We start from the raw sequence: 23,593 nt of genomic DNA, 5'->3' as shown, positions 1-23,593 counted from the left end.
GTCCTGGCGAAAGCCAGGACCCATTACCCCAGGGAGAAGTTTGGCGAAGACAAGGGCAACTAGCATCGTGCCCATTACAGAGATCACGCGGTATGGGTCCTGGCCTTCGCCAGGACGACGTTGAGGAGGCATAGGCATACTGCCTCACACCTTCCCGTCCACCACCACTTCGATGAGCTTTGTGCCCGGGCGATTGAAGATGGATGCGAAGGTTGCCTTCAATTCCGTGGGATCACTCACCTTGATCGCCTCGCATCCCAGTGACCGCGCGATCCCGGCAAAATCCACCGGCGGGTCGACGAAATCCATGCCGACATAATTGTCATCGCCGTGGAAGGCGAGCAGGCGCTGCTTGATGATGCGGTAGCCGCCATTGTTGGCGATGACGATCGTCAGCGGCAGCTTGTGGTGGGCAGCGGTCCATAGCGACTGGATCGAGTACATCGCGCTGCCATCGCCGGAGAAGCAGACCACCGGCCGCGTGGGGTTGGCCAGGCTGACGCCGACTGAGGCCGGCAGGCCCCAGCCGATGCCGCCTGAGGCGAGGCCGTGATAGCCGTAGCGGTCGCGGTGTGGGCGCAGGCTCGCGATCTGGCGGCCGGAGGTGAGGCCCTCGTCGACGAGAATGGCGTTGTCGGGCATCGCCTCGACCATTTGCAGCGTCAGCCAGTCAGGGTCGATCGGCGTGCGGTCCCTCGCCTCCGTGATCTGCTCGACCAGCGCCGCGCGGCGCGCGTTCCAGTTCTTCGGCGCGAGCTCGGCGAGACGTTCCCTGGTGTGCCGCTCCAGCGCGGCGCCGCCCATTTCCTTGAGCGCCGGAACCAGCGCGCGCAGCGTTTCCTTCACGTCAGCCTTGAGCGCGATCTCCGCGCCAAAGTTCTTGGCGATCTCCCAATCGACCAGGCCAACCTGCACGATAGGAAGTCCATCCGGCAGCGGGGCCACCTCGCTATGGACCGACATCCGCAACGGATCGCCGCCCAGCGCGATGAGCAGATCGTAAGGCGCAAGCGTATCGCGCGCGGCCTTCTGTACGCGCGCCAGCGTGCCCATGAAGCTCGGGCTTTCCGAGAGGAAGTGCGCGCCATAGGCCGTGGAGGATTGATAGGCGGCAGCGCCCAAGAGCTCCGCGAGCTCGGCGGCTTCCTTCAGCGCGTCGCTCTTGACCACCTCGTCCATCGTGACGATGACCGGATGTTCGGCCTTGAGGAGCCGTGCGGCGAATGCCTTCAACGCCTCATCAGACGGCCTTGTGCGCGCATCGATGCGGGTGGAGCGGCCAAGATCAATGCCGGCTTCGCTATTGAGGATATCGCCCGGCAACGAAATAAACACCGGCCCCGTAGGCGGCGTGGTCGCGACCTTGGCGGCGCGGCGCACGATGCGCGGCAGATCCTCGAGGCGCGTCACCTCCACCGCCCATTTCACGAGCGGCTCGGCCATCCGCACCAGCGGACCATAGAGCACCGGCTCCATCAGGCCGTGGCCCTGCTCCTGCTGGCCCGCGGTCAAGATCATCGGCGTGCCCGTGAACTGCGCGTTGTAGAGCGAGCCCATCGCATTGCCGAGCCCGGGCGCGACATGGACGTTGCAGGCGACGAGTTGTCCGGAGGCCCGGCTAAAGCCGTCGGCGATCGCGACCACCAGGCTTTCCTGCATCGCCATCACATAGGTGAGATCGGGATGGTCCTTCAGCGCATGCATGATCGGCAATTCGGTGGTGCCGGGATTGCCGAACAGATGCGTGATGCCTTCATCCCTCAGCAGCGCAAGAAAGGCGGAGCGGCCGGTGATGCGGTTCTTCATGTTTCCTCCTGATCTCGCGGACATTGCCGGAGGGTCGCGCATGATGGCCGAAGTCGCGAGCACGGCGCAAGGAAGCCCAGTCATGGCTGCGTTGCGCAGATGCGCGTAAGCTGGGAGCATGCCCGGGCGTAAACCTGCACAGGGGGACACGATGGCCTATGACGAGAACACCGCCGCGCGCGTGCGCAAATTGCTGGCGGGCCAGCGCTACTTGGCGGAAAAGAAGATGATGGGCGGCCTCTGCTTCATGGTGAACAACACCATGTGCTGCACCGTGAGCGGGCGCGGCGGGATGCTGATCCGCGTCGGCCCGGAGGCGCATGCGCGCATGCTGCAGGAGCCGTACACGAGCCCGATGGAAATGCGCGGGCGCATCATGAGCGGCTTCGTGCGCGTCGCGCCAGAGGGCTACCAGACCGAAGCCGAGTTGAAGAAATGGATCAAGCGCGGGCTCGAGTTCGTCGCCGCGATGCCGGCAAAGACCGCAGGACGCACAATGGCGCCAAGGAAGGCTGCTTCAGCCAAATCCAAGGGCGCCGCAAAGGCTAAAGCCCCTCCTCGCGGCCGAGCTCAAAAGGGTCCTCGCCGCTAGCGCGCTTCTTCTTTTTCGAGCGCTGCCAGACCACGCCCGGGAAACCTTTCAGCGGCACCAGCGGCTCGCCGGTATAGGCCCATTCCTGCAGCTCTTCGATCGCGATGTGATAGAGTGGCTGGCGGCCGGTGCGCTCGTTGAAGAGTGCGCGGGGGATGTTGACCATGTGCGGGCCGCGCGGGCGCTCATAAGCGATCGGCGTGCCGCACTGGGAGCAGAAGCTGCGCGCGGTCTTGGTCGCCTTGTCCTCATAGCGGGTAATCGTGCTCTTTCCCGACGTGATGCGAAAACGCTTCTTCCAGCTTCCGACGTAGGTCGCATAGGCCGCGCCATGCGCGCGGCGGCTGGATGCTGAGTGATCATGCCATGCCCAGCGCGCCGGCACGTCGATCTCGAAGGTGACCTTGCCGCACAGGCATTGCCCGGTGGCAGTTCCTGCGGCGACTGCGGCTTTGGCCATGGTGCTTCCTCATCGTCCTTGCGAGCGCAGCGAAGCAATCCAGGATGCAGCCGCGGAAAGACTCTGGATTGCTTCGCTGCGCTCGCAATGAGGGAGATTGGGGTTTCCGTCGGAAAAATCAAATTTAGACCGTACCCCGGATGGAGCGAAGCGTAATCCGGGGGGCCCGATACGCTGGGTGAAGACCCGGATTTCGCTGCGCTCCATCCGGGCTAGGGCGGCGTCATGCCGGCGTCAGCTCATCATACGCGGGATAATCCGTGTACCCCTTCTCTTCGCCGCCGTAGAACGTCGCGCGGTTGTAGGGTGTGATCGGATAGTCGTGCTGGAGGCGGCGCGGCAGATCGGGGTTGGAGATGAAGATGCGACCGAATGCGACGATGTCGGCGTTGCCGTCGGCGATCGCGGCATTCGCCGTTTCGCCGGTGAAGCCGCCGGCAGCGATCAGGACGCCGCTATAGAGCGGTCGGAACAGCACCATGGCCGACGGCACGTTCTGCCAGTTGACGTCGGCGCGGCCGGCGCCGCTGGAACGGGGCTCGATGACATGAAGATAGGCGAGGCCAAGCTTGTCGAACGCCTTCACGACATGCGTGTAGAGCGGCATCGGATCCGGCTCACCGGAATCATTGGCGATGCCGTAGGGCGACAGCCGCACGCCGACACGGTTCGCGCCCCAGACGTCGATAGCGGCCTGCGTGACTTCGAGCAGCAGGCGCGCGCGGTTATCGATCGAGCCGCCATACTGGTCGGTGCGCTGATTGCTGCGCGACTGCAAGAACTGCTCGAGCAGATAGCCGTTGGCGCCGTGGATCTCGACGCCGTCGAAGCCCGCGGCGAGCGCGTTCTTCGCAGCCTGCCGGAACGCCTCGACGATGCTCTTGACATCTTCGGTTTCGAGCGCGCGCGGCGTCTCATAATCGGCGATCTTGCCATCGGCGGTCATCGCCTTCATGCCCTCGGCCCTGATCGGAATCGCGGAGGGCGCAACCGGCAGCTCGCCGCCATGGAAGGACGAGTGCGAGACGCGACCGACATGCCAGAGTTGAAGGAAGATGATGCCGCCCTTGGCATGCACGGCATCGACCACCTCGCGCCAGCCCGCCACCTGCGCGTCCGAATAGATGCCGGGCGTAGCGGGATTGCCGCGGCCGTGCGAGAGCACCGGCGAAGCCTCGGCGATGATGAGGCCGCCTTTCGTCGCACGCTGGCCGTAATATTCAGCGTTGAGCGACCGTGGCGCAAAGCTCTCGCGCTCGGCCCGCATGCGCGTCAACGGCGCCATCGCGACACGATGCGCAAGCTTGTACGGACCGACCTGCAACGGTTGAAACAACGCCGGGAATTTCATGCTGGCCCCAAATGGCTATGGAAGGATACGGATCATATAGCGAGGGGCGGCAACCGGAAAAGGTGCCGCCCCTAGAATGAGAATTTTCCGTCCCGCGAGATGCGGGACAGCAGTGATCGCTACGCCGTCTTGATCCAGACGGCCTTCACGTTGAGATATTCCTCGACGTGCTGCTTGCCGGATTCGCGGCCATAGCCGCTCATCTTGTAGCCGCCAAAGGGCACCGCCGGGTCCATCGCCTGGTAGCAGTTGACCCACACCGAGCCGGCGCGCAGCGACTTGGCTACGTGATGCGCCTTGCTGACGTCGCGGGTCCACAGGCCCGAGCCGAGGCCGAACATCGTCGCATTGGCACGCTTGACGAGCTCGTCCATGTCCTTGAACGCGATCGCGGAGATCACGGGACCGAAGATCTCCTCCTGCGCGATGCGCATGTTGTCCTGGACGCCCGCGAACACGGTCGGCGAAACGAAGTAGCCCTTGGCGAGCGCGCCTTCGGTCACGCGGCCGCCGCCGGCGAGCGCCTTCGCGCCTTCCTTCTGGCCGACATCGAGATAGCCGGTGACGCGCTCGAGCTGCTGTTCGGAGACGAGCGGGCCGATCTGGGTGTTGGGATCAAGGCCGTTGCCGACTTGCAGCTTCTTGCCGAACTCCGCGACGCGGCCGACGAACTCGTCATAGATCGCCTGCTCGACGAACAGCCGCGTGCCGGCGCTGCAAATCTGTCCGGAATTGGCGAACACCGCCATCGCAGCGCCCGGCACGGCAGCGTCGAGATCGGCATCGGCAAACACGATGTCCGGCGACTTGCCGCCGAGCTCGAGCGAAACGCGCTTCAGGTTGCCGGCCGAAGCACGAATGATCGACTGGCCCGTGACGTGCGAGCCGGTGAAGGCGACCTTGTCGACGTCGTGGTGCGAGGCGAGCGCGGCTCCCGCGGTCTCGCCATAGCCCGGCACGACGTTGATGACGCCGGGCGGCACGCCGGCTTCCAGCGCGAGTTCGGCGATGCGCAGCGAGGTCAGCGGCGCTTCCTCCGCGGGCTTCAGCACCACGGTGCAGCCGGTCGCGATCGCAGGTCCGATCTTCCAGATCGTCGCGGTGAACGGGCCGTTCCATGGGATGATGGCGCCGACGACGCCGACCGGCTCCTTCAGCGTGTAGGAGAAGATCTCGCCGGGCAGCGAGTTCTCGATGGTCTCGCCATGGATCGCGGTCGTCTGCCCTGCATAGTAGCGGAGCATGCCGAGCACGCGCAGCTTGTAGGAGCGGGTGCGGCTGACGGGCGCACCCATGTCGAGCGTATCGAGCTGCGCCAATTCGTCAAAATTCTTCTCGATGAGATCGGCGAGCTTGAGCAGCAGGTTCTGTCGCTCGAACGGCTTGACCTTGCTCCACGCCCCCTCGAAAGCGCGGCGCGCGGCCGCAACCGCGCGATCGATGTCTTCCTTGTCGCCCTCGGCGACAGTTGCGAGCAGTTCGCCGGTCGCGGGGTTACGGGTCTCGAAGCGCTTGCCCGAGGCCGCATCGACCCATCTGCCGTCGATCAGCATCTGCTTGTAGGACCCGTTGGCGAACGGATGGCGCGTGATCGGAATAGCTTGCGACACAGCCATGGCTGCACTCCCTCTGACTGACTTGATTGGGTTCGATCTGGGCGGGATCGTTAGGTCAGCGAAAATACAGCGGTGTCGGATGGGCGTAAAGCCGGTGCGGAACGAAGACCTCCCATGCCGACTTGTGCATGGTCGCAAGATTGCCGTGCTATAGGTCGAGCCTTCTCACCCCGCGCGCCGTGATCCGGAGTATCCCCATGCCGCACCCTGCCCTGTCAGCCAATAACGTTGCCGTGATAACGGGTGGTGCAGCCGGCATCGGACTCGCCGCCGCGGAACAGTTTGCAAGGCTCGGGATGAAGGTCTGCATCGCCGACGTCGATTCCGTACGGCTGACGCAGGCCGAAACAAAACTGTCATCGATCGCGCCCGGCGGCAGCGATCATGTGATGACTGCCGTTGTCGATGCCAGCCGGCCGCAGAGCCTGACGGAACTGGAAGCCGCCGTGCCAATGCCGGCATCCAGCCGGGCAGCACGATGTTCGGCGAGCCTGACACCTGGCAGCGCATCATCGACGTCAACATGTGGGGCATCATCAACGGTGCACGCATCTTTGCACCCAGCATGATCGCGCGCGGCAAGGCCGGCCTCATCATCAACACCGGGTCGAAGCAGGGCATCACCACGCCGCCGGGCGATCCCGCCTACAACGTCTCGAAGGCCGGCGTGAAGGCGTTCACCGAGGCGCTCCAGCACGAACTGCGAAACACCAGGGATTGCCGCATCACGGCGCACCTCTTGATCCCCGGCTTCGTCTTCACCGGCCTCACCGCGCGCGGCCGCACCGAGAAGCCCGCCGGCGCCTGGACGCCGGAACAAACGGTCGATTTCATGATGGCGCGGCTCGAGGCCGGCGACTTCTACATCCTCTGCCCTGACAACGACGTGCCGCGCGAACTCGATGAAAAGCGCATGTTGTGGGCCGCCGGTGACATCGTCGAGAACCGGCCGCCGCTGTCGCGCTGGCATCCGGACTATGCGGATGCGTTTGCGCAGTTCGTGAAGGGCAACTAGGCGAGGCCGCCTACAGCGTCTCTTGCTGGTGTCCGCATTGCTTGCAGGCGAACTTGACGCGGGTCTGGCCCTTGGGGGCCTGGACCCGGTTCGGCGCGCCGCACTTGCCGCAGAGCGTCTCGATGCGGGTCGTGCCCTGCTTGACGACGATGTTCTTCTTTTCCATCGTCTCGCGGATCAGGCGCTCGGCCTCCTCGCGCAAGGATTGTTTCGACAAAGCTCATCTCCGCCATGAATGCGGGCGAGCCTTATCGCACCCGCGTCGAAATCACAATCGGCAAAGCCGGTTCAAAGCTCAACTATCACATAGCTGTCTTCGGCATGCACCGGAAGGTTTCCGCGACATACGCGCCTTCTGTAGCTCCTCGCGGCGCTCCACCGCGACCACGCCCGAGATGTGCCTTCGCACACGCAACACGCGTTCCCCAGGAACCACACGCTCAAGAACGCTCCAGCGATTGACTAAAATTTCGTCTATTGCATTGCGTTCCCTGGGCTTACCTTCCCACAGCATCCAACCCTTCTTCTTCCCCGGAGTCCCCTATGCCCCTCCTCATTCGCGGTGGCACCGTCGTCAATCATGATCATTCGCGCCGTGCGGACGTGCTGGTCGACGGAGACACCATCGTCGCGGTTGGCGCATCGGTCGATGCGCCGGCGGGTACTGAAATGATCGACGCCGGGGGCTGCTTCGTGATGCCGGGCGGCATCGATCCGCACACCCATCTCGAAATGCCGTTCATGGGCACGGTCACGGCCGATGATTTCGAGTCCGGCACGAAGGCGGCGCTGACCGGCGGCACCACCATGGTGGTGGATTTCTGCCTGCCAGATCCCGGCCAGTCGATGCTCGCGGCCTATCAGGAGTGGCGGCACAAATCCGAGAAGGCGGCAAGCGACTACGGCTTCCACATGGCGGTGACGTCATGGTCGAAGCAGATTTTCGACGAGATGGAGACCGTGGTCAAAACCTACGGCATCAATACCTTCAAGCACTTCATGGCCTACAAGGGCGCACTGATGGTGAACGACGACGAGCTCTATAACTCGTTCGCGCGCTGCGCCCATCTCGGGGCCATGCCAGTGGTGCACGCGGAGAACGGCGACGTCGTCGCGCTGATGCAGGAGGCGTTGATTGCGCGCGGCATCACCGGCCCCGAAGGCCATGCCTATTCGCGGCCGCCGGAGGTGGAGGGTGAAGCCACCAACCGCGCCATCATGATCGCCGACATGACGGGAACGCCGGTCTACATCGTCCACACCAGCTGCCGCGAAGCGCACGAGGCGATCGCGCGAGCGCGCGCGGCGGGAAAACGCGTCTATGGCGAGCCGTTGATCCAGCATCTGCTGCTGGATGCCGGCGAATATGCCAGCAAGGACTGGGATCATTCCGCGCAGCGCGTGATGTCGCCGCCGTTCCGCGACAAGTCGCACCAGGACAGCCTGTGGGCCGGCCTGCAATCCGGCTCGCTCCAGGTGGTCGCGACCGACCACTGCGCCTTCACGACCGAGCAGAAACGGTTCGGACTCGAGGACTTCCGCAAGATCCCCAACGGCACCGGCGGACTCGAAGACCGGCTGGCCCTGCTGTGGACCGCGGGTGTTACGACCGGGCGGTTGACGAAGGAAGAGTTCGTCGCGGTGACCTCGGCCAATATCGCCCGCATCCTCAACATCTACCCGCGCAAGGGCGCTGTCGCCGTCGGCTCGGATGCCGACCTCGTCGTGTGGGACCCCAAGGCAACCAAGACGATCAGCGCGAAGCGGCAGATGAGCCGCATCGACTATAACGTCTTCGAGGGATTCGAATGTACGGGCGGACCGGCCGCGACGATCTCACGCGGCCGGATCGTCTGGAAGAACGGCAACCTGCGCGCCGAAGCAGGCGACGGCCGCTATATCGAACGGCCAGCGTTCTCGCCGGTGCATGTCGCCAATTCGACCTGGAAGGAGCTGACCGCACCGCGCGCGGTGACGCGGGGCGCAGTCACGCCGTAAATGCTTTCTGGCAGGAAATCGGTTGATGCGACAGGGTGACACATGATTCAGGTTGAGTTTTGTGGGGACATGTTGCGGAAATGCAGCACTGATCATGCCGCGTTCGCGGACCTAATCTCCCGGAAACGCTTTTCCGATCCGGCCTTCGCTGGCACGCAGCATCGCTGCGTCGAGCCTGCCCTGTCGCGCCCCATCCAGCGCGCAATCAAAGACCCGGTAAAACTGCGCGCCGTCATAGGCGACGAGCAGGAGATCGACGCCGGCGTTCATCGCCTCGACCACAGCCTTGCAGACGTCGTGCTGGTAGATCGCGCCCATCACGAGGTCGTCGGTCATGACGACACCCTGGTAATTCCATTTGTCGCGAAGGATGCCCTGGACGACGCGCCTTGAATGCGAGGCGGCGCGATCAGGATCGACTGCGGTCAGCGTGACATGACCGACCATGAGCGCGGCGCGCGACTGCCCGAGCACCTCCTTGAAGGGACGCCAGTCGGAGGCTTCCAGCTCCTCGATCGGCGTGTCGAGATTGGCTGCGAAATGATGCGTGTCGGTGCGCACGCGGCCGATGCCCGGGAAGTGCTTCAGCGTCGCGCCGACGCCTGACGCCTCCAAACCCTGCACATAGGCGCCCGCAATCTCGCCGACCACGGCGGGATCGCTGGCGATGGCGCGCTGGCCGATCAGGGTATGGAAATCGAGCCGGTTGCGCCGGACCGGAGGCTTCAGATCGAGCACCGGCGCAAGGTTGAGATTGACGCCGAGCGCCGCCAGCTCGCGCCCATGCGTGCGGCCGAACTCCTCCGCCTTGGCCTTGCGCGCCTCCGGCGGAAGCTCAGCCAGCGTTGCCAGCGCCGGCACTTTCGTCAGCGGCGGCGAGAGATGGCCGACGATGCCGCCCTCCTGGTCGGCCGTCACGATCAACGGCGGCAGGCCCGCCGCGCGCCGCTTGTCCTGGAGGGCCGCAATCTCGATCCGGAGTTCATCAACTGTCCTGCGCCTGATGTTGTGCCGGGTGATGTAGATGCCGCCGATCAGGCCCTGCTCGGCCAGGTGCGCGACCTCGGGAAACGACGAATAACCGACGATGAAATGCGGTCCGAGCTGGCGTACCGCCGCACGGCTTGCGTGCAGGACCTCATGCCTGCGCAGCTCGAACTTCAGATGCGCGGCTGACATCAGGAGCGGCGGCAGGCACCAGAGCACGACGAGCAGCCTGCCGGGAGCTCGCTGCCAATGCCCGCGGCGAAAGAGGACGATGGCGATCGCGATGCTCAGAACGACGAGTGTAATGTTTCCCGCGCCACGCAGCACGACCAGATAGGGATCGTTCTTGTTCGCCGCAGCGAAGGCGAGAGCGAGCGGGGCCAGCCAGAGAAGGATCAGGCCGATACGACGCGTGAATTGCATGGGAGACGACATCTGCGAAGCAAAGGATGCTTCGCCCTATCAAAGCGCTTTGCGCAGCGCGAGTGGTGAAACCGCGCCTGCACGAAAACTGCACGAAACACCTGAAGACGTGCAGAGCGCGTTCCCGACATCTGCACATCGCCCGTTCAAGCTCATGCCGTCACTATCCATGAGAAGGTCTTCGAGATGACAAGCCCGGCATCAGTCGCCGCCTCCGACATCCGCCCGATCCAGAGATCAGCCGTTCCGGCCAGGCTTACGATGGCGCTGGCGCTCGTTACCCTCGCCGACTGGCTGTTCTACGACGAGCGAATCGGGATCTCGCTCGCCATCTTTGCTGTGGCCATCGCCAGCGCGTCCTGGCTCGCCAATCATGCGACGCTGGACCTCCGACGCGCGGCGCTCGGCGGCATCATCGTGATCGTGGGCCTCGTGCCCGTCATCGAGGAGGTCTCTCTGCTTTCGGTCCTGCTCCTCGTCATGGCATTTGCAATCGGCCTGCTGCTTGCGACCAATCCGGATACCACCGCATTCGCCGACCGCGCCCGCGCATTGCGCAATCTGTTTCTGTTCGGCCCGTTCAGAATCTTCCGCGACGTGCTCCAGATCTTCGATCTCACCGGTTTTACACGCGGCATCGCGGTCTGGTTCGTCCCCGCCGTTCTCGGCATCGTCTTCATCGCACTGTTCACGGCCGCTAATCCCTTGATCGAGCAATGGGTCGATCTGCTCAATCCAAAGCTCATCCTCGACCATCTCAGCATCTGGCGGATCCTGTTCTGGACGCTGATCGTCGCGCTGGTCTGGCCGTTCATCCATGTGCAGTGGCGGCGCAGGAGCCACGCTGCGGCGGCGGCTGCCGAGCCGGCCGAACAGGAGCCGGCCGCTCCCACCGACCGTATCGAGCTGCTCGGCGCGCCCACGATCCTGCGCGCGCTGATCCTGTTCAATCTGCTGTTCGCGGCGCAATCGATCCTCGATGCCATTTATCTCTGGGGCCATGCCGCGCTCCCAGCCGGCGTTACCTACGCGGCCTACGCCCATCGCGGAGCCTATCCGCTGATCGCCACCGCGCTGCTCGCAGCCGGTTTCGTGCTCGCCGCGATGCGGCCGGGAGGTCCGGCCGAGAAATCGACGGTGATCCGGTCGCTGGTCTATCTCTGGGTCGGCCAGAACGTGCTTCTGGTCCTCTCCTCCATTCTCCGGCTCGACCTCTATGTCGACATCTATCTTCTGACCTATTGGCGCATCGCCGCCTTCATCTGGATGGGACTGGTGGCGCTCGGGCTCGTCCTGATCCTCGCCCGCATCGTGCTCGACCGCTCCAACCAGTGGCTGATCGGCGTCAATCTGACCGCGTTAACGATCGTGCTCTATGCCTGCGCGCTCGTGAACTTCGATGCCATCATCGCCGACTACAATCTGAGCCACAGCCAGGAAATGTCGGGGAAGGGCGTGCAGATCGACACCAACTACCTGCTCACGCTCGGACCGCAGGCGCTACCTGCGATCGACAAGGTCATCCAAATCCGGAACAGGGCCAACGAGACCTGCCTTGTGTCGCGCCGCGACCGGCTTGTAGAACTGCAACGCCAGGACATCGGGTCCTGGCGCGCCTGGAGCTTCCGGAGCTGGCGCCTGCAGCGCCGGCTGGACGCGCGGGCGAAGAGCCAGGCGGCGGGTTGAGGACGCGGAGACATCTTTGGCGTATCGCATTCTCATCGTCGACGACGAAGGCCACATTCGCGAAGTCATCCGCGTGGCGCTGAAGAAGGCCGGCATGGACGTGATCGAGGCGCGCGACGGCAAGGAGGCGCTCAGCCGCTTTGCCGCCGACAAGCCCGACCTGATCGTGCTCGACATCGGCATGCCCGAATTCGACGGGCTCGAGGTCTGCCGCGAAGTGCGTAAATCCTCCGACGTGCCGATCCTGTTCTTGTCCGCGCGCGACGAGGAGATCGACCGTGTGCTCGGCCTCGAGATCGGCGGCGATGACTATGTGACGAAGCCGTTCAGCCCGCGCGAGCTGGTTGCGCGCGTCAATGTCATCCTGCGACGACTGAGCCCCCGTAACGGCGACGCCAAGACAGGCTCGGTCGCGCTCTCGCAAGGCGGCCTCCTGGTCGATCCCGAGCAGCATGTCGCGTCCTTTGCGGGCGTCCCGCTTAAGCTGACCGCGATCGAGTTCGGCATCCTGCGTGCGTTCCTGACGCGGCCGACCTCGGTCTATAGCCGCGAGCAATTGATGCGGGCAGCCTATCAGCTCAACATCCACGTCTCCGACCGCACCATCGACAGCCACATCCGCAACATCCGCGCCAAGCTTGCGGCGCAGAGCTGCGACAGCGTGATCGAGACCATTCACGGTGTCGGCTTCAAGCTCGGGCGCTGCGAGAAAGAGGCATGAGCTCCGCGCCCGACAAGTGGCGGCCCTCGCTCGGGCTCGTGATCTTTGCGGTGCTGGCGACGGTCGCCGTGCTGCCGCTGGTCGGACTGTTCTTCTTCCGCCTCTACGACAACCAGCTCATCCGCCAGACCCAGGCCGAGCTGATCGCGCAGAGCCGGGTGATCGCGACGATCTATGCGCAGGAGGTTTTGGCACGGCTCGACGGCGGCATCGCGCTCGGCCCCGAGGTGGCGCCCGGCGTCCTGCCCGATCCCGGCGACCAGTTCACGCCGATCCGTCCCGCGCTCGACCTGACCGCAAACGATCTGTTGCGGCGGCGGCCTGACGCGATGCCCGCGACACGGCCGGCGGATCAGGCCTATGCCGAGATCGGGGCCAGGCTGACGCCGATCATCCGCGACACGCAGAAGGTGACGCTCGCCGGCTTTCGGATCCTCGATCCCAACGGCGTGGTGATTGCGGGCCGCCAGGAGGTGGGGCAGTCGCTCGCCCATATCGAGGAAGTCGCTGAGGCATTGCACGGACAATACCGGGCCACGCTGCGCAACCGCGTGCCGGACAAGCCGCCGCCGCCGATCTATTCCTTCAGCCGCGGCCTCGGCGTGCATGTGTTCTCGGCAATGCCCGTCATCGTCAACAACCGCGTCGCCGGCGTGGTCTATGCAACGCGCACGCCGAGCAACATCTTCGACCTTCTCTACCAGGAGCGCGGCAAGTTCATCCTGGCGGGGCTCGCTGTCATCCTCGGCACGATCGCGATCGGCCTCGTGTTCTCCCGGACCATCACGCTGCCGATGCGCGAGTTGATCGACCGCGCGGCCCGGATCGGCCGCGGCGACCGCGAGGCATTCCGGCCGCTGAAACACTACGGCACGCGCGAATTCGCCCAGCTCTCGCACAGCTTCCTTGGCATGGCCGAGCAGCTTGCGCGGCGATCGGATTACATCGCAACGTTCTCGGCGCACCTGACCCATGAGCTGAAATCGCCGCTGACCTCGATTAAGGGCGCGGCCGAGCTGTTGCAGGATTCGCTGCAAGGCAAGCCCGACAGCCTGACCCCGGCCGAGCAGAAGACGTTCGTCGCCAATATCCTCTCCGATACCGAGCGGCTGGAGGCGATGGCGCAGCGGCTGCGTGAGCTGGCGCGAGCCGAAAGCCTGCCGCAGAACGAGCGCACCGAGCTGGGACCCGTCATCGGCGACCTCAAAAGCCGTTTTCCGGCCGGCACCATCTCCGCGACGGGCAGCCTCGACCGGTCAATCGGCATGTCCGGCGAGAAGGCGATGATCGTGCTGTCGCACCTCGCCGATAATGCGATGCGGCATCGCGCCAGACATATCAGGCTGGAAGCGGTCGACGAGCGCACGACGGTGCGGCTGACGGTGAGCAATGACGGTGAGCCGATCTCGGCGCCGAACCGCGACAGGATCTTTGATGCCTTCTTCACCACCCGACGGGAGTCGGGCGGTACCGGAATGGGGCTTGCGATTGCGCGCGCGGTGATGGCGAGCCATGGCGGCTCGATCGAACTGAAGCCGACCGACGAAGGCGCGGCTTTCGAGCTCCAGTTTCCCGCGGCTTAGGCCGCCTCAGATTGCGAACACCCAGGCGGCGACAATGGTGCCGATCGTGACCAGGCCCGCAATAGTCCAGCCCGCGGCATATTCCAGCTCGGGATGACCGGTCGCCCGCATGATCTCGCGCGGATCGGCGGTGTGCTTCCAATGCTCTGCCATGACAGCCTCGCACGTTTTTGTGCTTGTCTTATTAAGTCGCGCGAAGGGTGATTTGGTTCCATCACGGAAATGCGAGGAGCCGCACGCGTCCCACGGCGCGTAGCAGGACTGCTTTCCTACCACCGGTAGCGTGCTAGACTGCGCGGGCGCATTTCCGCGGCAGGAGGAACGCATGGCCGACAACAAGTCCAAACGGGGCGGGGCCGATCGTGCCCTGATCGCACTCGGCGAGCGCTACGAGGTCGCCTACTGGTCGAAGAAGTTCAAGGTCACGCCAGCCAAGCTGAAATACGCCGTCAAGAAGGTCGGCCACTCCGCCAAGAAGGTCGAAGTCTACATCAAGCTCCAGAAGCACCGCGCCGGCGACAAGATGCGGATCGCGCTCAGCGAGCCCTACGAGGTCCGCTACTGGTCCAAGAAGTTCAAGATCACGCCCGCAAAATTGAAGGCGGCAGTGGCGGCAGCCGGCCACTCCTCGAAGAAGGTCGAGGCCTATCTCGCCGGCCAGAAAGCCGCGAAGAAGAAGGCGGTCAAGAAAAGAAGAGCTGCGAAGAAGGCGTCAAAGCGCAGGAAGGCGGCCTGAGATGAAGTTCAGGAAGCTGATCCTTGTGGCGTCGCTCGCGTTGGGCGGCGCATCGGTCGCGCAGGCCGCCGATACCGCCTCGACGATCTCGGGCTCGACCGCGCTGGCGCTCGCAGGCGTCATCGCGCCGCTATCGCCCATCCTGGCCTCCGGCGAGAAGAAGGCGATCGCGATGCTGTTCGCGGCCAACAGCGACATTCCCTACAAGAAGCCAATCGCCGTAACCGCCGACCGGATCGTCTGCCGCACCGGCAATGTCGACATCACCGTGCGCAACTGCGAGGTGACGTTCGGCAAGAAGGTCAAGACCGTGAACGGATCCACGGCCAACGAGATCTATGCCACCGAGGCGCTCGCCGGCGTGCCGGCGGACGGCGCGGCGGGATCGAACTTCGAGAGCCTGTCGAAACTGAGCTGCACGATCGATCCGAACGCCATCCGCCAGAAGGACGGCAGCGGCGCGAGCTGCACGTTCCAGCCCGGGAATTAGTGCGCGCCGTCAAATCGCCCCAACGGCAATCAATAAGGGGCCAATTGCGGGCCAAGCCGGAACGCGAGCCGGCGCTTGAGCGCTCAGCACGGCACATAACAATGAAGAACTATCTCGCATTTTTCCTTTTGCTGACCATCACGACCGCCTCCGCACACGGGCTTTTTCCCGCCCCGCTGCAACCGCCGTCCGATCTGGTGCGCACAGGCCTCACCGACACCGACACGTCCGCCGGAGGCACGGCCCGGCTGTGCGATCAGGTCGCGTTCTCGCGGAGCCTGCGCTATGGCGACAGCGAGCAGAATTTCCTTGACGTCGCGACCAGCGAGACCAAGGCAACAACGCCGCAGCCGATCCTGCTGTTCGTGGCCGGCGACAGCTTCACCGGCGACAGCGCCGCGACCGACACGGCGCGCGAGTTCCAGGACGAGGCGATGTGCTTTGCCGCGCGCAACGGCATGGTCGGCGTGCGCGTGAACTACCGCCTTGCGCCGGCAGCGTCCTGGCCTTCCGGCGCGCGCGACGTCGCGGCTGCCCTGTCCTGGATCCACCAGAACGTCGATCTCTTCAATGGCGATGCCCGCGAGATCGTCGCGGTCGGCTACGCCGCCGGCGCCTTCCACGTCGCGAGCCTGCTCGCGCATCCGGAATTGCAGGGCACCGACACCGACGTCGCCGGCGTCGTGCTGATCTCCGGCATTTATCGCGCGGGCAAGGACGCGAGTGCCAGCGAGAGGGCCTATTTCGGCTCTGATGCAGCCCAATATGACGAGCGCTCCGCCTTCCCCGGCATCCTCAAGGTCGAAGAACCGATCGTGCTGGCCTGGGCTGCGGTCGATCCCGCAGGCCTGGTGACGCAGGGCGAAGCCTTGAGGCAGGCACTCTGCGGCGCCGGCCACTGCCCGCGCACGACCATCCTGCACACCCGCGATGGCATCGCCTCGGTATTCGGGCTCGACGGCTCCGCCGACAGCCTCGCCGAGCCGACGCTGCTGCTGGTCCACCAGCTCGAGGCGCGCGGATTGCCGTAGCCGGCCGGCTTTCGACGTGTCAGCACCGCTGCCGCTTGGGTGGCAGCGCTCGGGACACAGGAATGACAAACCCTTGACCTAGATCAACCGCTCTTGATGCCGATTGCGCCGACCTCCACGCAGGGGTCCAACGTCGAGGTGTCGAACATGCGTGTGACCGGCAGGATGCTGTTCGCGTTGGTGCTCGCCGTCGCCTCGCTGGGCGCCATGTCGCAGCAGCGAGAGGACTCGGCGACTGTCTCCGAGATTCGCATCGGCAACGTCATGCCCTATTCGGGCCCGCTTTCGGAATTCGGTGCGATCGGCAAGGCGGAAGCCGCCTATTTCGACATGGTCAACGAGCAAGGTGGGATCAACGGCCGCAAGGTCCGCTTCATCACCCGCGACGACAATTCCGATCCTGCGACCGCGCTGGAGCTGACCCGTGGGCTGGTCGAGAAGGACGAGGTGCTGTTGATGTTCGGTTCGTTCGGCACGCCCGGCAATCTTGCCACGCGATGGTATCTCAACGAGCGGAAGATCCCGCAGCTCTTTGTCGCGTCCGGCGACGAGGAGCTGAGCCGGCCCAGGGCGTTTCCCTGGACCATGGGTTGGCAGCCTTCGTACAAGGCGGAAGGGCGCATCTACGCCAACTACATCCAGGCCTATTATCCCCGGCGCAAGATCGTCGTGCTCTGGCAGAATGACCAGTTCGGGCGCGACTTGTTCAAGGGTATCGAGGAAGGATTGGGCGACCTCAATCGCTTCGTCGTCGTCGATATCGCCTTCGACATCGCCGACGAGCATCTCGACACACACCTCTCGGTGCTGAAGCAATCCGGCGCCGAGGTGTTCGTCTTTGCCGGCGTGCCGAGCACCGCGGCCCGCGTGATCAAGTTGGCGGCCGGCTTCAACTGGCATCCGGTGTTCATCCTGAATGATGCTGCGGCCTCGATCGCCAATGCGCTGATCCCGGCAGGAATAGAGAATTCGGCCGGCGTGATCTCGGCTGCATTCCTCAAGGACCCGAGCGACCCTGCCTGGAAGGACGACCCTGGCATGAAGGACTGGCTCGCCTTCATGGACAAGTACAACCACCCGGAAAGCCAGAACAACAGCGCCGCGCTCTATGGCTATGCAGCGGCGGAAGCGCTCACGCAGGTGCTGAAGCAATGCGGTGACGATCTGTCCCGCGAGCACGTGATGCAGCAGGCCGCCTCGCTCCGGGACTTTCAGCCCTCGGTCGCGCTGCCCGGCATCAGGATGAACACGCGGCCGGACAATTACGTGCCGATCAAGCAAATGCGGCTCGAACAGTTCGACGGCCGCACCTGGCAGTCGTTCGGCGACGTGATCGAGACCGCGTTCACGGAAGGGCTGAAGCGCTGACCGGCCTCACGCAGGCTTGAGTGAGGCCAGCGCATTCTCCAGGAGCGAGCGCACCCGCGCGGCATCGCCCGATTTCACGACCGATGGATCGAGATAGAGCTCCAGGCCCGGAACGCGCTCGGTAATGACACCGCTCTTTGCGGCTCCCCCATCACTCAGCGCATCGACCGAATACGGAATGACCTCGCGGCTGATGCCCTTCATGGTGATGGCCGGCAGCGCGTGCGCCGTGACGACGTCGCTGACCAGCGCGAAGGTCTCGTAGCTCAGCACGATGCCGCCGGGCTCGGCGATCGATTGCAGGCGCGCGGCGAGGTTCGCCTCGGCGCCGATGATCGTGTAGTCCATGCGGTCGCTGCTGCCGAAATTTCCGACGTTGCAATAGCCGGAATTGATGCCCATGCGCGATTTGAACGGCTGTTCGATGCCGGAGGCGCGCCATTTGGCATTCAGCTCGGCAAGCCGCTGCTGCATGCGCCAGGCCATGCGCAGGCAAGCCTGCGCGTCGGCGCGGTCACCCTTGGTCTCGGGATCGCCGAAGAAGATCAGCATGGCATCGCCGATGAACTTGTCGATCGTGCCGCCATGTTCATGCGCGATCGCCGACATCTCGGTGAAATATTCGTTGAGGAGCTGGGTCAGGAGCTCCGGCTGGAGCCGCTCGGCGGTCGCGGTGAAGTTCTGGATGTCGGAGAAGAAGATGGTGAGCTTCTTGCGCTCGGTGTGGATGGTGACGTCCTTCTGTCCGCTGAAGATGCTCTTGTAGACCTGCGGCGGGATGTAGCGCGAGATCTTCATCGAGAGCGAGGCGAGGAAGTCGTTGGCGGATTCGAGCTCCTTGTTCATCGACTTGATGTGGTTGGCCTGGCGGCGCTGCATGGAGAGAAAGGAGAGCCCGCTGCCGGCCGCGATGAAGAGATAGGCGAGCAGGAACTTGAACGAAAAGATGTTCGCCGCGATTGGCTGAGCGATGATCACCTCCTGAATGCCCCTGATGTCGCCGACCTTCCAGTCCTTCTTCGGGCTCTCGGGATGGCTGTTGTGGCAGCTCACGCAGGCCGGGCCCATCGTCACGGGAGCCACCAACCGGACCTTGTCGGAGAATAGCGAGGTCTCGGTCTCGACGATCTTCTTCTCGGGGTCCGCGCGGAGGGCTTCCAGCGCATCCTTCTCGAACTTGTCGAGCTGGTGCGGGGCGCGATTCTGGAACGGGAAGTCGGAGACGAAGCGGTAGGTGATGTTCTCCTGCTGGGCGCCGATCACGCGCCCGAGCTCGAGCGACAGCGTCGCCGGGATCGGGATGGCTCCGGGCACGGATTCGTAATTGTGCACGACCTTGGTGGTGCCGTTGGGATTGGCGAGGATGCGCCCGACCACGTTGCTGGCGTAGTAGCTGCGCACGCTCGTGATCACCGAATTGAGGTCGGCGGCCTGCCGGCGCAGGGCTGCCTTGCTGAGATCGGTCAGGTCGAGCCACACCGCGAGCGGCAGGGCGAGCAAGAGGAAGGCGATCACCACGCCGGTCAAGATGCCGTTCTTGCGCTGCTCTTCGGAGATCGCTTGTTTCACTCTGTGGCTCCGTTCTGTGCATTCTTGTCGCGATATCCGGCGTCCGCGACGCAACATGCGGCGGCACAGAGCCCGTAAACGCAGGCCAGCGCAACCCCATTTTATGGTGGTCGCGGCAGGCGCCTTTTCGTTTCATGACGAATGTTTAAGATCGGCATCAACCTGCATTGATCGATCGGGAGCCAGTGGCCATGACCGAGACCATCCGTATCAGGCGCTTTGTCGCGCGCCCGGTGATCGTGCCGATGAACCTGCCACTGCAGACTTCGACCGGCGCGGTCGCCAGGGCGCCGCTGGTGCTGATCGACTGCGAGACCGACCAGGGGGTGCGGGGCCACGCCTATCTGTTCTCGATCACGCCGGCCGCCTTGAAGCCGCTGACGGCGATGGTCGGCGAGATGGCCGAGATGATCGCCGGCGACGAGCTCTTGCCGTTCGAGATCGAGCGCAAGCTGACCCAGCGTTTCACGCTGCTTGGGCTCGCCGGACTGCAACGCCTGGCGCAATCCGGCATCGACATGGCGGCCTGGGACGCGCTCGCCCGCGCCAAGGGCCTGCCGCTCGCGCGCCTGCTCGGCGGCGCACCGAAGCCGGTGCGCGCCTACAACTCGAAGGGGCTCGGCATCATGCCGGCCGGTGCGGTCGTGGACGAGGCGCAAAAACTGCTTGCCGAAGGCTTTCATGCTGCAAAGATCCGCGTTGGCCGCCCCGAGGCGCGGGACGACCTCAACTTCGTGCGCGCGGTGCGCAAGGCGGTCGGCGACCAGGTGACGCTGATGTGCGACTACAACCAGGCGCTCACCGTGGCGGAAGCGATCCGCCGCGGCGAAATGCTCGACGACGAGGGCCTGCTCTGGATCGAGGAGCCGATCCGCCATGACAACTATGCCGGCTGCGCCCGCGTTGCGGACGCGCTCCGCACCCCGGTCCAGATCGGCGAGAATTTCGACAGCGCCTTTGCGATGCAATCCGCGCTTTCCGCCGAGGCCTGTGACTTCGTCATGCCCGACGTGCAGCGCATCGGCGGCGTCACCGGCTGGCTGCGCGCCGCCTCTCTTGCGCAGGCCGCCGGCATCGAGATGTCGACCCACCTGTTCTCGGAGGTGAGCGCGCAGCTGCTCTGCGTCACGCCGACGGCGCATTGGCTGGAATATGTCGACTGGGCCGACGCCGTGCTGGCGACGCGGCTGATCATCAAGGACGGTTTTGCGTTGCCGGGCGAGGAGCCCGGCAACGGGATCGCGTGGGATGAGGTAGCAGTGAGGAAATACTTGGCCGCTTGAGTTTGTTTAGCTTGCCCCTCCGCCATTAGGTCAATGGTGCTGCCCGAGGACCTCGAGTTCCGGAATTCGAGTTCCGAAAGTTGCCAAGCGCCCCCACTGAACCATCGTGCCGCCATGCTTTGGTCAAAACTGCATTGAGTGCTTGGCGGGGTCGGCGACGCAGTGGAACTGCAACCGCCTCTTTCGGGTGACATTGGACCACGGGCAAGGTCCCGCCACCGCATTTTGAGGTGCCCACCGCAAAAGGCTTGTGATGGAAGGGCCAAGGTTTGGCAAAGCCGGGATTTTCGCTTTTGGTAGCACTCGGCGTGCTGCGTCTTACTTGGTCGAGCTTTTAATAGTCGCCGCGATTTACATTGGTCTTGCCGAGTCCGCGCTGCTACTCCCCACGATAAACCCCGCCGCGACACCATTGTGGCCACCTACTGGGTTTGCACTCGCACTGGTTCTGCTGCGCAGCTACCGGATTTGGCCCGCGATTTTGGTGGGGTCCGTTACTCCTTATCTCATCGCCGACCGGTCTCTCCTGGAGGCTGGCTCCGTCGGGATCGGCCCTCTCCTCGCTGCGTTTGCCGGGACATGGCTGATTAGTCGCTGGTCGAATGGCCGCCAGACGTTCAGTACTCCCTCTGGTATCACAAAATTTGCAATTTTTTCCTTTGTGCCGACCACGGTGATTAGCTCAACCATCGTCGTGGCAGGATTCATTCTCGCCAACACATTGAATATCTCCGATTCTGTCGTCACCTGGTTAACCTGGTGGCTTGCAGACGCGGCGGGGACCTTGGTGATTGTGCCGGTCGCCGTGCTCTGGGGGATGGAGCGTCTACGTAGTTCTTCGAAGCGGTATCTATTGGAATCGATCGCGGTCTCTGCTCTCGTTAGCATCATCGCGATCATTGCTTACAGCCCGCTCATCGGCGGCAACCTCGTCAGCAGCGACCTCAATGTGCCTCTGCCGTATCGGAGCCTTCTAGGCTTTCTGGTTTTGCTGCCCCTGATGTGGGCTGGCTTGCGCGGGAATCGATACGGCGTGGCTACGGCCGCACTCATTTTCCTCGGAATGGCCGTGTGGGGCTTCTCGGCGGGTAACGATCCGTTTCCGAAGACGGATCTGGATGGATCGCTCTTGGCGTTATTCGTGCTTTCGATTTGCGTATCAGTGCCGCCCCTTGCTTTGGCCGCAGCAATTGCGACGCGCCAGGGCACTGAAGCCCATTTGCTTTCCCTTCAGGACCAACTGAGCCGTCAGATTGAGCGGAAAAGTTTGGCTCTCGACAGCGTTAGACGCCACTTCCAAATTCTTATCGAGGGCGTCGTCGACTACGCAATTTTTGCCCTTGATAAGGAGGGGCACGTTACAAGTTGGAACAGCACCGCGCAAAAAATTATCGGCTATACCCCAGAAGAAATTATCGGCAAGCATTTTGGGATATTTTATCGACCGGATGAACGCCGCGCCGGCTCGCCGACCCGCGCGCTGGAGTCGGCAATCCAGGAAGGCAAGCACGAACTTGAAGGTTGGCGGATCAGGAAAAATGGCACGCCGTTTTTCGTCACCGGCTCGGTGTCCGCAAGCGTTGACGAAGCAGGAAATCTGATCGGGTTTATCAATATACTCCGGGATGCAACCGAACGACGCGACGCGGAGGAAAAACTGTTTCAAGCGCGCGAACAGCTCGCGATGTCGCAGAAAATGGAGGCAATCGGCAAACTGACCGGCGGGATTGCACACGACTTCAACAATCTATTGATGATCATTGGAGGCAGTGCCCAGATCTTTGCTCGCCTGCTCGATCCAAAATTACCAAAAGCAATCGAAGCCATACAGACCGCGGCCAAACGCGGAGAGAGTCTCACGCGCCAATTGCTGACATTCTCTCGTCATCAGCATCTTAGCCCGACGGTCGTTGATTTGAATGCTTCCATAAAGAACATGCGCACGATGATTGAGAGCTCATTGCGCGGGAACATTGTTTACAACGAAAACATTGGCGAGGATGTTTCGCCGGTTAGGGTGGACCTCGCCGAACTAGAACTTGCGATTGTTAACATCGCCGTCAACGCGCGCGACGCAATGCCAAATGGCGGTACGTTCACGTTGTCTGTAAATGCCGTGACCGCAGATCGAACGATTGGCGATAGTGGACCGGGAGAGGCCTTCTATGCGATAGCGTTTAGCGATACGGGTACTGGTATTCCACCCAATCTTTTGTCCAAGATGTTTGATCCCTTTTTCACAACCAAAGAGGTCGGCAAAGGAACCGGGCTCGGTTTGTCGCAAGTTTATGGTTTTGCACACCAGGCCGGCGGAACGGTGACGGCAGACAGCAAGGTCGGACGAGGAACAACGATTACAGTCTATTTGCCGTCACGTGCAGACGAGCAAATCACCAACAAGGAGCTCTCCGCGGCCAAAGAAAAATCACGGCATTCGCAGCGTCAGACCGTTCTCGTTGTCGACGACAGCGCTGATGTGGCGGATGTGACGTCCTCTCTGTTCGAGCATCTGGGCTATGAGACCATCTACCGAGATTCGGCCGAATCGGCATTAGAACTGCTCGAAGCCGGCACAACGATCGATCTCGTCTTCAGCGATATCGTCATGCCGGGCACCATCGATGGCGTCGGGCTCGCGAGAGAAATTCGGTCGCGTTATCCGAACTTGCCCATAGCCCTTACGACAGGGTACAGCGACGCGGCAAAGGCAGCTCCTCCAAATTTAAGAATACTGCGTAAGCCGTTCGATACCGAGGCACTAAGAGATTTCATCCAGGAGATTGCGCCGCCGAGATCAATGAAATCATCCGGCTTGTCTTTGGCGTCAAGCACAACTGACGCCTTGCGCAGAAGTTGACAGCCGCACCGTTGAAGGCAT

The 23,593-nt window shown here is 63.3% G+C and carries 19 protein-coding genes and 1 pseudogene; 12 read left to right on the top strand and 8 right to left on the bottom strand.

Annotated elements, in window-relative coordinates; translation table 11 throughout:
- Positions 1–144: 144 nt before the first annotated feature.
- Positions 145–1,806 (bottom strand): thiamine pyrophosphate-binding protein, encoded by a 1,662-nt coding sequence (locus YUU_RS0125820; protein ID WP_027524974.1) that lies wholly within the window; start codon positions 1,804–1,806, stop codon positions 145–147.
- A 151-nt stretch (positions 1,807–1,957) separates the two neighbouring features.
- Here YUU_RS0125820 and YUU_RS0125815 point away from each other — a divergent pair, with 151 nt between their 5' ends.
- On the top strand, positions 1,958–2,398 hold the full coding sequence (locus YUU_RS0125815; protein WP_027524973.1) for a TfoX/Sxy family protein: 441 nt from the start codon (positions 1,958–1,960) through the stop codon (positions 2,396–2,398).
- Here YUU_RS0125815 and YUU_RS0125810 read toward each other — a convergent pair.
- The 3 genes from YUU_RS0125810 to YUU_RS0125800 form a co-directional block, all read right to left on the bottom strand.
- Positions 2,352–2,858 carry a GFA family protein gene (locus tag YUU_RS0125810; protein ID WP_027524972.1) on the bottom strand — a complete coding sequence of 169 codons (507 nt, stop codon included), beginning with the start codon at positions 2,856–2,858 and terminating at the stop codon, positions 2,352–2,354. The two genes, YUU_RS0125815 and YUU_RS0125810, sit on opposite strands and share 47 nt — an antisense overlap.
- Before the next feature lie 223 nt (positions 2,859–3,081).
- Positions 3,082–4,209 carry an alkene reductase gene (locus YUU_RS0125805; RefSeq protein ID WP_027524971.1) on the bottom strand — a complete coding sequence of 376 codons (1,128 nt, stop codon included), beginning with the start codon at positions 4,207–4,209 and terminating at the stop codon, positions 3,082–3,084.
- Between the two features lie 119 nt (positions 4,210–4,328).
- Positions 4,329–5,825, bottom strand: a complete 1,497-nt coding sequence (locus tag YUU_RS0125800; protein WP_027524970.1) for an aldehyde dehydrogenase family protein — start codon at positions 5,823–5,825, stop codon at positions 4,329–4,331.
- 197 nt (positions 5,826–6,022) lie between these two features.
- On the opposite strand from YUU_RS0125800, the pseudogene YUU_RS51790 reads away from it, so the two are divergent.
- Positions 6,023–6,840 (top strand): annotated as a pseudogene (locus YUU_RS51790) (SDR family NAD(P)-dependent oxidoreductase).
- Positions 6,841–6,850: 10 nt separating this feature from the next.
- Here YUU_RS51790 and YUU_RS0125790 read toward each other — a convergent pair.
- On the bottom strand, positions 6,851–7,057 hold the full coding sequence (locus tag YUU_RS0125790) for a hypothetical protein (protein WP_027524969.1): 207 nt from the start codon (positions 7,055–7,057) through the stop codon (positions 6,851–6,853).
- A gap of 326 nt (positions 7,058–7,383) precedes the next feature.
- On the opposite strand from YUU_RS0125790, the gene hydA reads away from it, so the two are divergent.
- Complete coding sequence (hydA, locus tag YUU_RS0125785; protein WP_027524968.1) at positions 7,384–8,838, top strand: dihydropyrimidinase; 1,455 nt, start codon at positions 7,384–7,386, stop codon at positions 8,836–8,838.
- Positions 8,839–8,949: 111 nt separating this feature from the next.
- On the opposite strand, the gene YUU_RS51785 is transcribed toward hydA, so the two are convergent.
- Positions 8,950–10,248 (bottom strand): glycoside hydrolase family 3 N-terminal domain-containing protein, encoded by a 1,299-nt coding sequence (locus YUU_RS51785; RefSeq protein WP_035663396.1) that lies wholly within the window; start codon positions 10,246–10,248, stop codon positions 8,950–8,952.
- 186 nt (positions 10,249–10,434) lie between these two features.
- Between YUU_RS51785 and YUU_RS0125775 the strand changes: the two genes are divergently transcribed.
- Genes YUU_RS0125775 through YUU_RS0125765 form a run of 3 tightly spaced genes read left to right on the top strand, consistent with a single transcriptional unit; the run spans position 10,435 to position 14,238 of the window.
- Entirely contained in the window at positions 10,435–11,934 is a 1,500-nt protein-coding gene (locus YUU_RS0125775) for a DUF4173 domain-containing protein (RefSeq protein ID WP_027524967.1), read from the top strand.
- Positions 11,935–11,950: 16 nt separating this feature from the next.
- Positions 11,951–12,655, top strand: coding sequence for a response regulator transcription factor (locus YUU_RS0125770; RefSeq protein ID WP_027524966.1), 705 nt, complete (start codon positions 11,951–11,953; stop codon positions 12,653–12,655).
- Positions 12,652–14,238, top strand: a complete 1,587-nt coding sequence (locus tag YUU_RS0125765) for an ATP-binding protein (RefSeq protein WP_027524965.1) — start codon at positions 12,652–12,654, stop codon at positions 14,236–14,238. The genes YUU_RS0125770 and YUU_RS0125765 overlap by 4 nt, the downstream gene beginning before the upstream one ends.
- A 6-nt stretch (positions 14,239–14,244) precedes the next feature.
- Here the strand turns inward: YUU_RS0125765 and YUU_RS60355 are convergent, their stop codons facing one another.
- Positions 14,245–14,391, bottom strand: a complete 147-nt coding sequence (locus tag YUU_RS60355) for a hypothetical protein (RefSeq protein WP_198031828.1) — start codon at positions 14,389–14,391, stop codon at positions 14,245–14,247.
- A gap of 172 nt (positions 14,392–14,563) precedes the next feature.
- Between YUU_RS60355 and YUU_RS0125755 the strand changes: the two genes are divergently transcribed.
- The 4 genes from YUU_RS0125755 (at position 14,564) to YUU_RS0125740 (ending at position 17,863) form a co-directional block, all read left to right on the top strand.
- Positions 14,564–14,974 (top strand): DUF3606 domain-containing protein, encoded by a 411-nt coding sequence (locus tag YUU_RS0125755; RefSeq protein ID WP_027524964.1) that lies wholly within the window; start codon positions 14,564–14,566, stop codon positions 14,972–14,974.
- Position 14,975: 1 nt separating this feature from the next.
- Complete coding sequence (locus YUU_RS0125750; protein WP_027524963.1) at positions 14,976–15,464, top strand: hypothetical protein; 489 nt, start codon at positions 14,976–14,978, stop codon at positions 15,462–15,464.
- Between the two features lie 101 nt (positions 15,465–15,565).
- A complete protein-coding gene (locus tag YUU_RS0125745) occupies positions 15,566–16,495 on the top strand; it encodes an alpha/beta hydrolase (RefSeq protein WP_027524962.1) in 930 nt (309 codons plus the stop codon).
- 147 nt (positions 16,496–16,642) lie between these two features.
- Positions 16,643–17,863 (top strand): ABC transporter substrate-binding protein, encoded by a 1,221-nt coding sequence (locus tag YUU_RS0125740; protein WP_027524961.1) that lies wholly within the window; start codon positions 16,643–16,645, stop codon positions 17,861–17,863.
- A gap of 6 nt (positions 17,864–17,869) precedes the next feature.
- Here YUU_RS0125740 and YUU_RS0125735 read toward each other — a convergent pair whose 3' ends face one another.
- Positions 17,870–19,432 (bottom strand): adenylate/guanylate cyclase domain-containing protein, encoded by a 1,563-nt coding sequence (locus YUU_RS0125735; RefSeq protein ID WP_027524960.1) that lies wholly within the window; start codon positions 19,430–19,432, stop codon positions 17,870–17,872.
- 191 nt (positions 19,433–19,623) lie between these two features.
- Between YUU_RS0125735 and YUU_RS0125730 the strand changes: the two genes are divergently transcribed.
- Together YUU_RS0125730 and YUU_RS0125725 are read left to right on the top strand one after the other, a co-directional pair.
- The gene (locus YUU_RS0125730; RefSeq protein WP_027524959.1) at positions 19,624–20,715 is read left to right on the top strand and encodes an enolase C-terminal domain-like protein; all 1,092 of its coding nucleotides are present in this window, start codon (positions 19,624–19,626) and stop codon (positions 20,713–20,715) included.
- 253 nt (positions 20,716–20,968) lie between these two features.
- On the top strand, positions 20,969–23,572 hold the full coding sequence (locus YUU_RS0125725; protein WP_027524958.1) for an MASE1 domain-containing protein: 2,604 nt from the start codon (positions 20,969–20,971) through the stop codon (positions 23,570–23,572).
- The last annotated feature ends 21 nt before the right edge of the window (positions 23,573–23,593 follow it).

Source organism: Bradyrhizobium sp. Ec3.3 (assembly GCF_000472925.1).
Lineage (GTDB): Bacteria > Pseudomonadota > Alphaproteobacteria > Rhizobiales > Xanthobacteraceae > Bradyrhizobium.
This window is presented reverse-complemented; position numbering and strand designations above follow the sequence as displayed.

Coding starts and splice junctions, on each gene's coding strand:
- YUU_RS60355 (WP_198031828.1), bottom strand. CDS start 14,391: ATGGCAGAGCATTGGAAGCACACCGCCGATCCGCGCGAGATCATGCGG.
- YUU_RS0125740 (WP_027524961.1), top strand. CDS start 16,643: ATGCGTGTGACCGGCAGGATGCTGTTCGCGTTGGTGCTCGCCGTCGCC.
- YUU_RS0125745 (WP_027524962.1), top strand. CDS start 15,566: ATGAAGAACTATCTCGCATTTTTCCTTTTGCTGACCATCACGACCGCC.
- YUU_RS0125800 (WP_027524970.1), bottom strand. CDS start 5,825: ATGGCTGTGTCGCAAGCTATTCCGATCACGCGCCATCCGTTCGCCAAC.
- YUU_RS0125820 (WP_027524974.1), bottom strand. CDS start 1,806: ATGAAGAACCGCATCACCGGCCGCTCCGCCTTTCTTGCGCTGCTGAGG.
- hydA (WP_027524968.1), top strand. CDS start 7,384: ATGCCCCTCCTCATTCGCGGTGGCACCGTCGTCAATCATGATCATTCG.
- YUU_RS0125805 (WP_027524971.1), bottom strand. CDS start 4,209: ATGAAATTCCCGGCGTTGTTTCAACCGTTGCAGGTCGGTCCGTACAAG.
- YUU_RS0125765 (WP_027524965.1), top strand. CDS start 12,652: ATGAGCTCCGCGCCCGACAAGTGGCGGCCCTCGCTCGGGCTCGTGATC.
- YUU_RS0125815 (WP_027524973.1), top strand. CDS start 1,958: ATGGCCTATGACGAGAACACCGCCGCGCGCGTGCGCAAATTGCTGGCG.
- YUU_RS0125775 (WP_027524967.1), top strand. CDS start 10,435: ATGACAAGCCCGGCATCAGTCGCCGCCTCCGACATCCGCCCGATCCAG.
- YUU_RS0125750 (WP_027524963.1), top strand. CDS start 14,976: ATGAAGTTCAGGAAGCTGATCCTTGTGGCGTCGCTCGCGTTGGGCGGC.
- YUU_RS0125725 (WP_027524958.1), top strand. CDS start 20,969: ATGGAAGGGCCAAGGTTTGGCAAAGCCGGGATTTTCGCTTTTGGTAGC.
- YUU_RS0125755 (WP_027524964.1), top strand. CDS start 14,564: ATGGCCGACAACAAGTCCAAACGGGGCGGGGCCGATCGTGCCCTGATC.
- YUU_RS0125730 (WP_027524959.1), top strand. CDS start 19,624: ATGACCGAGACCATCCGTATCAGGCGCTTTGTCGCGCGCCCGGTGATC.
- YUU_RS51785 (WP_035663396.1), bottom strand. CDS start 10,248: ATGCAATTCACGCGTCGTATCGGCCTGATCCTTCTCTGGCTGGCCCCG.
- YUU_RS0125810 (WP_027524972.1), bottom strand. CDS start 2,858: ATGGCCAAAGCCGCAGTCGCCGCAGGAACTGCCACCGGGCAATGCCTG.